This is a genomic window from Seonamhaeicola sp., from assembly GCF_028281565.1.
Taxonomy (GTDB): domain Bacteria; phylum Bacteroidota; class Bacteroidia; order Flavobacteriales; family Flavobacteriaceae; genus Seonamhaeicola.
The window spans coordinates 211138-223310 of the sequence record NZ_JANQJQ010000013.1; the positions used below are offsets into that span (position 1 = coordinate 211138).

12 protein-coding genes are annotated in these 12173 nt (G+C 35.4%); 2 read left to right on the forward strand and 10 right to left on the reverse strand.

The window, feature by feature from the left end:
- Nucleotides 1–12 precede the first annotated feature (12 nt).
- Nucleotides 13–1545 (forward strand): hypothetical protein, encoded by a 1533-nt coding sequence (locus Q0983_RS06345; protein ID WP_299550369.1) that lies wholly within the window; start codon nucleotides 13–15, stop codon nucleotides 1543–1545.
- Nucleotides 1546–1573: 28 nt separating this feature from the next.
- On the opposite strand, the gene Q0983_RS06350 is transcribed toward Q0983_RS06345, so the two are convergent.
- Genes Q0983_RS06350 through Q0983_RS06385 form a run of 8 tightly spaced genes read right to left on the reverse strand, consistent with a single transcriptional unit; the run spans nucleotide 1574 to nucleotide 9930 of the window.
- A complete protein-coding gene (locus Q0983_RS06350) occupies nucleotides 1574–2251 on the reverse strand; it encodes a GNAT family N-acetyltransferase (protein WP_299550371.1) in 678 nt (225 codons plus the stop codon).
- Nucleotides 2252–2253: 2 nt separating this feature from the next.
- A complete protein-coding gene (miaA, locus tag Q0983_RS06355) occupies nucleotides 2254–3162 on the reverse strand; it encodes a tRNA (adenosine(37)-N6)-dimethylallyltransferase MiaA (protein WP_299550478.1) in 909 nt (302 codons plus the stop codon).
- Between the two features lie 11 nt (nucleotides 3163–3173).
- Nucleotides 3174–4019 (reverse strand): ion transporter, encoded by an 846-nt coding sequence (locus Q0983_RS06360; protein WP_299550373.1) that lies wholly within the window; start codon nucleotides 4017–4019, stop codon nucleotides 3174–3176.
- 24 nt (nucleotides 4020–4043) lie between these two features.
- The gene (locus Q0983_RS06365) at nucleotides 4044–6002 is read right to left on the reverse strand and encodes a DUF3857 domain-containing protein (RefSeq protein WP_299550375.1); all 1959 of its coding nucleotides are present in this window, start codon (nucleotides 6000–6002) and stop codon (nucleotides 4044–4046) included.
- Nucleotides 5999–7369: an exonuclease domain-containing protein gene (locus Q0983_RS06370; RefSeq protein ID WP_299550480.1), complete on the reverse strand. Its 1371-nt coding sequence runs from the start codon at nucleotides 7367–7369 to the stop codon at nucleotides 5999–6001. Before Q0983_RS06370 ends, Q0983_RS06365 begins: the two co-directional genes overlap by 4 nt.
- 41 nt (nucleotides 7370–7410) lie before the next feature.
- Nucleotides 7411–8076, reverse strand: a complete 666-nt coding sequence (locus Q0983_RS06375) for a YggS family pyridoxal phosphate-dependent enzyme (RefSeq protein WP_299550377.1) — start codon at nucleotides 8074–8076, stop codon at nucleotides 7411–7413.
- Nucleotides 8076–8966, reverse strand: a complete 891-nt coding sequence (locus Q0983_RS06380; RefSeq protein WP_299550379.1) for a 3-hydroxybutyryl-CoA dehydrogenase — start codon at nucleotides 8964–8966, stop codon at nucleotides 8076–8078. The genes Q0983_RS06375 and Q0983_RS06380 overlap by 1 nt, the downstream gene beginning before the upstream one ends.
- A 4-nt stretch (nucleotides 8967–8970) precedes the next feature.
- Nucleotides 8971–9930 carry a Gfo/Idh/MocA family oxidoreductase gene (locus Q0983_RS06385; protein WP_299550381.1) on the reverse strand — a complete coding sequence of 320 codons (960 nt, stop codon included), beginning with the start codon at nucleotides 9928–9930 and terminating at the stop codon, nucleotides 8971–8973.
- A 297-nt stretch (nucleotides 9931–10227) separates the two neighbouring features.
- On the opposite strand from Q0983_RS06385, the gene Q0983_RS06390 reads away from it, so the two are divergent.
- Nucleotides 10228–10869: a protein-L-isoaspartate(D-aspartate) O-methyltransferase gene (locus tag Q0983_RS06390; RefSeq protein WP_299550383.1), complete on the forward strand. Its 642-nt coding sequence runs from the start codon at nucleotides 10228–10230 to the stop codon at nucleotides 10867–10869.
- Between the two features lie 131 nt (nucleotides 10870–11000).
- Here the strand turns inward: Q0983_RS06390 and Q0983_RS06395 are convergent, their stop codons facing one another.
- Complete coding sequence (locus tag Q0983_RS06395) at nucleotides 11001–11552, reverse strand: pyridoxamine 5'-phosphate oxidase family protein (protein WP_299550385.1); 552 nt, start codon at nucleotides 11550–11552, stop codon at nucleotides 11001–11003.
- A 4-nt stretch (nucleotides 11553–11556) separates the two neighbouring features.
- A complete protein-coding gene (locus Q0983_RS06400) occupies nucleotides 11557–12114 on the reverse strand; it encodes a hypothetical protein (protein ID WP_299550387.1) in 558 nt (185 codons plus the stop codon).
- Between the last annotated feature and the right edge of the window lie 59 nt (nucleotides 12115–12173).

Here is a 12173-nt window from a genome sequence, read left to right on the forward strand (position 1 = left end):
AAAAATCAAAAAATGAACAGATCATTAATAAAGCTAAAATTACTGGTAGTTGCCTTTTTTACGGTCGGTAGTTTAACAGCACAGAAACAAACTAAAGTATCACAATCGATTAAGGTTGATAAAGATGTTACTATAGATTTAAGCACGAGTTATTGCAATATTGTATTTGACACCTGGAACAAAAATGTCGTAGAAATTGAAGCTTACGTTGAAGGCGACAATTTAAGTGACGAAGAATTAAAAGAAGCTTTAAAGAACTGGAAAGTCAATGTTGATGCTTCAAGTGATGAAGTAACTATTAGCACCAATAGTGCTGCAAGAGCACCGAGAGTTTTGGCTTTTAGTCATGGACATGATGGTGAAGATGCAGTAAATGCTGTTTTAAGAGAGCTTAAATTTGAATTGGCAGAATTACCTGAAATGGATTTCAACTTCAATATCAGAATACCGGAACTTCCGGAATTACCTGAAATGCCGGAGTTACCGGAGTTGCCTAAAGGTGTAAATAGTTTCCATTTTGATTATGAAGCCTATAAGAAAGACGGCGAAAAGTATCTGGAAGAGTACTCCCAAAAAATTGAATCTGCCTATGGCGAAGACTATGCCAAAAAAATGGAAGCCTGGGGTGAAAAATTTGGTAAGGAATGGGGAGAAAAGTATGCGGAAAAAATGGAAGCCTGGGCTAAAAAGTTCGAAAATAGTTGGGACAGTGAAGCGTTTGAAAAGAAAATGGAAGCCTGGGGAGAACGTTTTGCCAAACAAATGGAGCAACAGGCCAAAAGAACTGAAGAACAACAAAAGCGTTTGGAAAAAGTTCAAAAAGACAGAGAGCGTGCTTTAGAAAAACGTGAATTATTGCGCGAAAAATTAATGAAAGAAAGAGAAATACAAAAAGAGAAGCGTGAAAAACTGGCTAAGGAAAGAAGGGTATTAATTGAAAAAATGGTTCATAAGGAAGTTCGTTCTAAAGTCAAAAAAACCATTAAAATTAAAATGCCTAAAGGTGCTAAACTAAAGGTTAATGTAAGACATGGCGAAATTGAGTTAGCCGCAAATGTTGATAATTTAAAAGCTGACCTGGCTTATACTAAACTAACAGCAAATAGCATTAATGGGGGGTCTACTTCCATTAATGCTTCTTATTCACCGATATATGTGTCTGATTGGAATTTAGGTGAGTTAAATCTAAATTATGCTAAAACGGTAGAGCTAAACAATGTAAAGCACGTGGTTTTGAATTCCAATTCGTCTAATGTTACCATTGATAATTTATTGGGAAACGCTATTATTGACGGTAATATAGGTGATATAAAAATTTTAAAAATAGATGATGCCTTTACAAATTTGAATGTTATCATTCAGAATTGTGATGCCGTTATTGCCCTTCCCAATGTGAATTATAATTTACAGTACAAGGGGAACAGGTCGCGTTTCAGTCACCCTAAAAAAGACCCCGGGAATGTCACTACGTTTTCAACCGGCAACTTAAGCAGCGGTAAAAGTATTGTTGTAAATGCCAAATACAGTAATGTTGCCATGAAATAAATCTACCTTGTTTTTTTACAATTCTTCACTACCTACTTATCAGCCAATACTGCATTTCTCTTCTTATTGTAAACCCTAGTTTTTTATACAAATTGATGGGGCCTAAATTAGTGTTATCAACATGTAAGAACGGTATTTTATTTTCCTTGAATATGTTTTTAGACGTATGGGTTATTAACTGTTTAGCATAGCCCTTCCCGGTATGGTCCGGATGGGTTGCCACGGCACTAATTTCAGTAAAGTTATTGGTTTGCATGCGTTCACCTGTTACTGCAACCAGCTGGTTATTTTTATAAATGCCGTAATAACGTCCAAGTTTGTTGGTGTTCTTTTTAAAGAAATGCGGATATACCAAATCAATTAAATCCATTAAGTCTATATAATGGGTTTCGTTTAGTTCTATGATATCCTCTGTAATCGGTTGATTGATTTCATTATAAATAATCATTTGTAAACCCACATATCTTTTAGGCGGATTAAAGGAAGCAGGAACTTTTGGTTGTTCACCAACTATAAAAAAACGGTCCAGTAGTTTGGCGTGCTTTTCAATAGCATCACTGGTATCCGCTCCATCTGTAAACGCTCCGAATGGGGTGAAATCCGGGTGATAAAATTTCACACTGCCGTAGTCAATACAGGCATCAAAATGAATGTCGGTTAACGAAGACCAAACCGGATTATCTAAGGGATTTTCAGGAAAAGACATAGTTATGAAACGTTTATTTTTTCAATAATTTCTTCTACAGGCACCATATAATCAAACCAAATGGTGTCTTCATGCTTTCTAAACCAGGTTAGTTGGCGTTTAGCAAATCTACGTGTATGCTTCTTTATTTCTGAAACTGCAAAATCCAAGGGCCACTCACCATCAAAATATTTAAATAGTTCTTTATAGCCAACGGTGTTTAAAGCGTTCAAATCTCTATAGGGAAGAAGCGCTTCAGCTTCTTTTAGGAGGCCCGTTTCCATCATGATATCAACGCGTTGATTAATTCTGTTATAAATGGTTGCTCTTTCTGCGGTAAGGCCAATGGTTATTGTTCTGAAGTTTCTGGCTTCTTTGGCTTTATTTAAAAATGATGAATATGGTTTTCCTGTTCCAATACAAACTTCCAGAGCGCGAATCACTCTATGAGGATTTTCAATAGCTATGGTGTTATATGACACAGGGTCTAAAGTATTCAATTGGTTTTGAAGTGATTCCAAACCTTCATTTTTTAATTGACTATTCAGAGTTTCCCTAATAGCACTGTCAACATCCGGAAAATCATCTAATCCCTTGATAACAGCATCAACATACAACCCGGAACCACCTACCATAACAACTACATTATGAGATTTAAAAAGCACTTCTAACTTTTGAATCGCATCCCTTTCAAACGAACCAACACTGTAATTGTTATGGATGGATTTATGATGAATAAAATGATGTTTAACGGTTGCCAATTCTTCCATGGTTGGGGCGGCTGTACCAATTTGCATTTCTTTAAAGAATTGCCTGGAATCTGCCGAAATTATTTCGGTATTAAAATGTTGGGCCAACTTAATACTCAGGGAGGTCTTTCCAATGGCAGTTGGTCCAATAACAGAAATCAGATATTTTGTATTTGTTTTGATCTAAGTTGGTATTAGGGGTGTAGTTTTTCACCACAGTTATAACAAAATTCGGCTTTATCCCTATGATTTTCGGTAAGGCAATTTGAACAAGACCGAGAGTTCAATTGAATATTGTCATAATTAGGTTTGTTCCTTCTTCTTTGGGAAGCATATTCGGCAGAAATAATTCCGGTAGGTACGGCAATAATGCCATAACCTAAGATCATTACTATAGAAGCTATAAACTGACCAAGTGGTGTAACTGGAGAAATATCACCATAGCCAACCGTGGTTAAGGTTACAATACACCAGTAAACACTGGTAGGGATACTGGTAAACCCGGCTTCATCACCCTCAACAAGATACATGATAGTACCCAAAATAATAGAAATTATAATGACCGTAAATAGAAATACCGAAATCTTCACCCTACTGGATCTCAGGGCTCTGATGAGTGTGTGAGACGCACCCACGTACCTTACCAGTTTTAATATCCTGAATACTCTTAAAAGCCTTAAAGCCCTTAATGCGGCAAGCGCATGAATACCACCAAATATTAATGAAATATATTTTGGTATGGTTGATAGCAGGTCTATAATGCCATAAAAGCTAAAAATATATTTAAGGGGTCTTTTAACAGTAATGATTCTGGCAATGTATTCTAAGGTGAAGAGGATAGTAATGACCCATTCCGAAACGTTTAGAAAACCGTGATATCTGGCATCAAAACTATCAACACTTTCCAGCATTACAAGGATGATACTGGCAATGATTACAAAAAGCAAAATAACATCAAATAATTTGCCTGCCCTGGTGTCTGCTTCATAAATAATGTCATGAAGTCTGGTTTTCCAATGTAGCTTTGCCTTATCACTCATATATTCAAAAATAAGAAAGAATCATTACTTTCTCTTTAATAACACAAGCGAATTGTTTTGAATATTAACTATTTTATTCATGAATTTTTTTAAATACGGGTAATATTCAGCAACATAAACGGCCTTCTTAAAGTCTATTCTTAGTGTTAATGATAATTCATTTTCAAAAATAGATGATGAAAAGAATACTTTACCTGCTTTGTCAGGTAAACTGGCAATGACTGGTTTTGGTTTTTCAACTACTTCATATTTACCGCCCAAATTGAGCTTTAAGGTGTAGTAATAAGAATCCTGATATCCGAAGTCAATAGGGTAGGATCTTTCCTGAAGTTTAAATGGGTTTTCTGTGAAGAATTTTACAAAAAACGGATCGAGATAAATATTATCGCCTGTTTCTTCACCGGGGTATTCAATCGTATATTGTTCCTTAAAAACCGGACCGGTCGTTGTACTTTCAATAGCTTCAAAGTCTGAAATAATAATATCTGGAGATTTGTTTTCTAGCCGTTCTATGTATGCCGGTTTGTTTCTAAAGTATGATCTTCTATGATTATAAGCGTGATACCCGGTTCTTCTGGATTTAATAGTTCCTACAATGTTTTTGTCTTCATCAATTTGCATTTTAGCTTCATATACAACATTTGATTTTTTGGGTACAATATCAAACCAATCACTTCCGGCATTAAAATCTAAAAGCCTGCCAAATAGGTTTAAGCATCTGAATGGAATCTCTCCAAAACTTAAATACTTATCTGTGGCATCCAAAAGGTAGGTTTCCCCATTAATGGTAACATGAACTACTAAATAATTGAAATCTGAAATTACCGGATATATTTTTGTTGGATGACCGTTTTGTCTGGTTGAAATTAAAAGCGGTTTAACATTATAGCCTTTTTCTTTTAAGATATTATGTAGCAAAATATTTAAGGCCCCCACGTTACCGGATTTATTCTTTATCAAATCTTTAACAGATACATTTTTGAAAATTCTAAACTTTTCGTTCCAGGTATAATTTTTTTGAATATGCTCATAAATAGATGTCGCATTTTCCAAAGAATTAGAACCGTTTATCAGATCTGTGGGAAGCAAATCTTCCAGTTTAACCGATTTTAAAAGTTGTTTTCCAACATTTTGATCAATTCTCAACTCTTTATCAACATCTTTCCACTCTTTAGTGAAATTTTTTACACTACCGTCAAAACCATTAAACGTTTTTAATTCGTATTCCACTCTGGCTAAATAATTATCTACGGTGGTCATGTAGTCTTCCTCTATAAAAGCAGGAATATCTTTCATGGCATATACACTTTCTAAACAATTTGCACTTGCGCCCCTGGAACCTTCCAAACAGTTTCGTTTTACATCAGCAGTGTTAGTAGCGAGTTTCTTTCCTCCAACCAATTTAATATTGTATATCCAATTTCCTGGAATACTGGTTTGGTATTCACTATAAAGTGTAGGGACGTCATGCTGAAACTCCCAACCTTTATATTTAAACATGAATGGTGATTTTATGGTGTAACTGTAGGTTATAACAGACCCTTCTTTAATGTTTGGCAATGTGAATTTTACAACATCGAAGTTCTCATTATATTTTTCTTTAAAAATATCCTTTTTACTAAGTTGAGATTTTACCACATTACCATCAACCATATTGTAGGTAGTAGCTAGAATGTCATCAACTTTTTCATAATCATTTCCATTTCTTCTATACATGTAAAGCTCAACCGTTGCTTTATCAAACCCTTCTTTGTTTAGAATTTTTATTTTATGCTTTTCTTTGGTCATTAATTTATAAGTGGACGGACTCACCCAGCTTTTACCATGTTGGTATATAATAACCGCATTTGCAGTAGAATCTTTTTCATAGACATTAGTTTCAATATCGGCTAAAGTCACCCGATAAGCTTCTGAATTAAATGATGTTTGAGAGAAAAGCGTTAGTGTAGGAAGTAATAGCAGCATTAAGATGATTCTCTTCATAAATCTTCAAATATAATTTGTTTGACTTTCTTGTTTTTTCTGAGATAGCTTTGGATGATATGTTGCGTATCCCTATTATTATTCATGGGAGTAATAATAGATTTCAGCACCTCTATATTATTTATTTGATAGTTTAGATTGAAGAACCCTAAACCTCTGAATACACCGTTTTCAATTAATATGGCACTGCGTTCATCAATGTCCCGGCCTTTATCAATAATGACCATATTTTTATTGGAATAGCTGTTTTTTGAGATTAGTGTTTCAACACGTTTGTTATAGGATTCTATAGGCTCTTCCCGAATACAAGCCCCATTACAAGTTTTTATATCATAATTGAAACAACTGGTTTTGGTTTTATATAACCCGGTTAGCTTTTGGCATAATTGATACTCTTCAATGGCCTTTAGAATAAAATTTTTTCCACTTTGTCTGTTGCTGAATGTAGTAATGGGTTTTTTTTTCCGATCAACAATGTCAATTTTTAAATTTATGTAGTGGTGTTCATCAATAAAACTATATAAAGCATGTGTGAATCTTGTTCTGCGCAAAGCTCTGTTGAAGACTGGTTTTATACGTTTTATTTCTTCGCTTTCTTTTAAAAGCGCTACCAATTCGCTACCTGTGGCTTCATAAGTCACGGCACTAACTAAGGCCTGAATTTTTTTAGATTTTGGGTTGGTATTGGTAAAATGCTGCGTGATACGTTTTTTTATGTTTTTGCTTTTACCAATATAAATAATTTCACCATCAGCTTTATGGATGTAATATACTCCGGTTATAGCGGGCAACTCATCTATAATATCAATATGCCTGGGCTCTAACTGATGTTTTGGATTAGAGCGAACAGAATTCTGGATGATATGCTTGGAAGTATCCTTATCCATCAACATTTTAAATAGTTTGACTGTTGCTAAAGCATCACCGGAAGCACGGTGTCTGTCAGAAACAGGAATCCCTAGCGACCTAACCAATTTACCCAGGCTATAAGACTGTTGTCCGGGAATTAAGTGTTTGGAAAGTTCAACAGTACAGAGTGACTCCCGCTCATATTCAAACCCTAATCGTTTGAATTCAGTACATAAAATTCTATAGTCAAATTGGGCATTATGGGCTACAATAATACAGGCTTCGGTAATTTCAACAATACGCTTTGCAACTTCATAAAATTTGGGGGCGTTGCGTAACATATTATTGTTTATGCCGGTAAGGTTAACTACAAAAGGCTGAATATCCCGTTCAGGATTTATCAGGCTTATAAATTGATCCACCACTTTATGACCGTCATATTTGTAAATGGCAATTTCAGTAATGCCTTCTTCGTTATAGCGGCCCCCGGTGGTTTCTATGTCTAGTATTGCGTAAATTAGTTAAAAGTTAAAAGTTAAAAGTTAAAAAATAATTTTGCTCACTGCTCACTGTAATGCCGGGCGCCAAAAATGCTACTTCCCACTCTTACCATGGTACTGCCACAATCAATAGCCAGTTGATAATCACCGCTCATTCCCATAGAAATTACCCTGAATATTGGGTGTTCCTTTTTAAGTTGGTCAAAATAGTTTTTTAACGATTGGAATTCTTTTTTTATTTGTTCTTTATTTTCCGTAAAAGTAGCCATTCCCATCACCCCAATGATATTCACGTTACTACATTCTGAATAAGCACGTGAACCTAACAGCTCATTTGCTTCGTTAAAAGACATTCCAAATTTAGAATCCTCTGAAGCTATTTTTATTTGTAGTAAGCAATCAATAACTCTATTGTGTTTCATAGCCTGTTTGTTGATTTCTTCAAGAAGTTTGATGCTGTCAACGCCATGAATTAAATTCACAAAACTTGCCATATGTTTAACCTTATTACGCTGAACATGCCCGATCATATGCCACTCAATATCTTTAGGCATGACTTCATATTTTTCAACCATGTCCTGAACTTTGTTTTCACCAAAAACCTTATGGCCGGCATTATAAGCCTCCATCATATCACTAACAGGTTTGGTTTTTGAAACAGCTACCAGGGTAACATATTCAGGCAAAGTAGATTTTATCTTTTGAAGGTTTTCTTTTATCGACATTATTTTAAAAATTGCCCGGATACTTTTTCAGCTTTTTTACTTTCTGAATAGTCATAAAAACCTTCACCTGATTTAACACCCAATTTGCCGGCTCTAACCATATTTACCAATAAGGGACAAGGGGCATATTTAGGATTTTTAAAGCCATCGTACATGACGTTTAATATAGAAAGGCAAACATCTAACCCAATAAAATCGGCTAATTGTAACGGACCCATGGGGTGTGCCATACCAAGTTTCATAACGGTATCGATCTCTTCAACACCGGCAACACCGTTATACAAGGTTTCAATGGACTCGTTAAGCATGGGCATTAAAATGCGGTTAGCTACAAAACCAGGATAATCATTAACTTCTACCGGGATTTTACCCAAAGTTTTAGATAAATCCATAACGATTTTGGTCACCTCGTTACTTGTGCTGTATCCCCTAATCACTTCAACCAGTTTCATTATGGGCACCGGATTCATAAAATGCATGCCTATGATTTTATCAGGCCTTGATGTGGCTGCCGCAATTTGAGTAATGGAAATGGAAGAGGTATTGGTTGCTAAAATGGTGTTACCAGGACAAGTGGTATCTAACTGCCTAAAGATGTTCAGTTTTAGGTCAATATTTTCGGTAGCAGCTTCAACAACCAAATCAGCAGTTTTTACACCTTCTTCCAAGTTTGTGAAACTTGAAATATTGGCTAGTGTTTGTGTTTTGTCGGCCTCAGAGATTTTTTCTTTGGCAACCATTCGGTCTAAATTCCTGGTAATAGTATCAAGTCCTTTTTTTAAAGACACTTCATTTATATCAATTAACTGAACTTTAAATCCACATTGAGCAAAGGTATGTGCAATACCATTCCCCATGGTTCCTGCACCAATAACAGCTATGTTTTTCATATGATTAAAAGTTATTTATAATTTGATTGGCAACACGCAGTGCTTCGGTACCGTCGTGAAGGGTTACAATCGGTGTAGTATCAGTATTTATGGCATCGGCGAAGGTTTCTAACTCATCCAGAATAGCATTGTTTTGGGCTATGTTAGGATTGTCAAAATAGATTTGCTTTTTGACACCTTCTGCATTTTGAAGGATCATATCAAAATCTCCGGGGGTTTCAGGAGCATCTTTCATTTTGACCACTTCACATTTTTTTTCTAAAAAGTCCACAGAGATATAGGCATCTTTTTGAAAGAACCTGGCCTTACGCATTTTTTTAAGTGAAATCCTGCTGGCAGTCAAGTTGGCAACACAACCATTTTCAAATTCCAGACGGGCATTGGCAATGTCAGGAGTATCGCTAATAACTGCAACACCACTGGCTGAAATATGTTTTACTTTTGATTTAACTAGGCTTAAAACTATGTCTATATCATGAATCATTAAGTCTAAAACTACGGGGACATCCGTTCCTCTGGGGTTAAATTCAGCCAATCTATGTGTTTCAATAAACATTGGTGAATTAATATCATCTCTTACTGCTAAAAAAGCCGGATTAAACCGTTCTACATGTCCCACTTGCCCTCTGAGTTTATGTTCAGCCAAAAGTTCTCTTATATGTTCTGCTTCTTCAACGGTATTGGTAATGGGTTTTTCAATAAAGATATGCTTGCCTTTGGAAATGGCTTTTTTGGCACAATCGTAATGCGATAATGTAGGTGTAACAATATCAACCATATCAACCGCGTCTATAAGCGCATCAATAGAATCGAAAAACTTGTATCCAAATTCAGCTTCTACTTTTTTGGCGTTTGCTACATCGGCATCATAAAAGCCAACAAGATTGTATTTATCAGATTGATTTAGAAGTCTTAAATGGATCTTTCCAAGGTGGCCAGCACCAAGTACACCAGCGTTTAGCATAATATTTAGTTTTTAACAAAAGTACGTGAATTTTTTCTTTTAAAAATTGATAAAATAAAAGAAAAAGATCATGTACTAACGTAGTGATTACTGAGGTAAAACTAAATTTTGTATTCTTTTTTATGAAATTAAGTTTTACCGAAGAAACCTACGATATTTAGCAGATGAAATTAATGATTTTTGACCAAATTTTCGGTCATAAAATGATATTTAAAACCGCTTAAAATAAATTCTAGTCAAATTATTTTAAGCTTTAAAATGTTTGACTAATTTTAGGCTGAAAAACTTCACTAACCATTGAAAGACACATTTAAACATAAAGGATTAAGACAACAGTTGGTTAACATAATTAAAGCCAAGGGTATAGCAGATGAAAATGTTTTAAAAGCCATTGGAAATGTGCCCAGGCATTTATTTATGGATTCTGGTTTTTTAGATCATGCTTACCAGGATAAAGCGTTTCCTATTGCTGCAGACCAAACCATTTCACAACCATATACCGTTGCGTTTCAAACCGAGTTATTACAAGTAAAGCCTGGGGACAAGATTTTGGAAATTGGAACCGGTAGTGGTTATCAATGTGCTGTATTGTGTGATTTAGGTGCTAAAGTTTACAGTATTGAGCGCCAGCAGGAATTGTTTAAAAAAACCAGTAAGTTTTTATCAAAATTAGGATACAGAGCTAAAAAGTTAATTTTTGGCGATGGCTATAAAGGGTTACCGGAGGAATCACCTTTTGACGGTATTATTGTAACTGCCGGTGCGCCTTTCGTACCCAAACCTTTATTAGGCCAGTTAAAAATAGGAGGCAGGCTGGTGATTCCGGTAGGCACTGATGTTCAAACTATGACTTTATTTATTAGAAAGGGGCCAAAAGAATTTGAGCAACACGAATATGGGGCCTTTAGATTTGTGCCTTTGTTAGAGGATAAGAATTAAAAAGCTGGAAGTTTGAAGACTGAAGATAGAAGTAAACAGTCTCAGTCACAGTACTCAGTTGGAATTTGATTTTTGGTGCTTACTATATTTATGTTTTCGCGGGATTTTTAGTTTTGTCTACTGTCTACTGTCTACTGTCTACTGTCTAATAACCCCGTTTCAAACCCATCAATACTTTTAACATTTTTTTCTTTGCGATAGTTTTTTAGGCGCTCTTCGCCTTGTTTTTCAGCCCAGGAATTCAGTTGTTCACGATCTTCTTTAAAATCCATAAACGGTACGGCGTAACCACAGGAAGTCTGTACCAGATCTACATGCATCTCAATAATTTGTCTGGTACCGGATATTTTAGGGAACAGGTCAATATACTTATGAAACTCAATATCTCTTTCATGATAGATCTTGGCGTTTCCGTAAAGCCTTAGGATAAGTGGTTTCCCTTCAAATGCACAAAACATGATGGTCATTCTGTCATTTTTTAATAAATGGGCTGCTGTTTCATTACCACTGCCGGTCAGGTTTAACCAAACCACTTTTTTGGGACCAACAACTCTGAAAGTATCTTGCCCCTTTGGAGATAAGTTGACTCTACCTTCGGTAGCAGCAGTGGCCACAAAAAATATCTTTTGATTTTCTATAAAGGATTTTAATTCGGGGGATATTTCGGGAAGCTGTTTAGCCATACTTTTATTGTTTTGGTAAATATTTATCAGGTATTGGATTATCTTCGGTCTCTTGTGTCCAGTAAATGTTAATGATCCACCAGCGATTGCCATCATTCATTAACTGAATACTGTTAATACCTCTCATAAAAGGTTGTTCATCAGATTCACTATAAAAGGCCTCATATGTGCTGAATACCTGGGCTATATTTCCAAATTTCTGAACTTTTCTATGGATCTCTTTTTCAAAAAAACCATTATCAACCAACCATTTCCCGGAGCTTTTTATATAATCGTCAGGTGTAATAAAGCGCGCCATATGAACCCCTTTTTTATTTTTTCCGGACGGAATTAATTTAGCATCCTTATAAAATAAAAGTTTAAACTGCCCCCAATTGCGTTTTTCCCCTTTTTCTCCTGAAATAACATTGTAAAGGGTTTTTATGGTCTTGTCTAAGGTAGTTACTTTGGTACTGTCAATACCATATACTTTCTGAGCTTCGCTTTTATCCCCGGATTTTTTTTGAGCTTGAACGGTCAGCACAGTAAATGCCAGAAATGTTATTAAAAGGATGTTTTTCATATTAATTATGATTGCTGTTATTAACGGTACAAAGTAAGGATTTCAATAAACTTAAAACG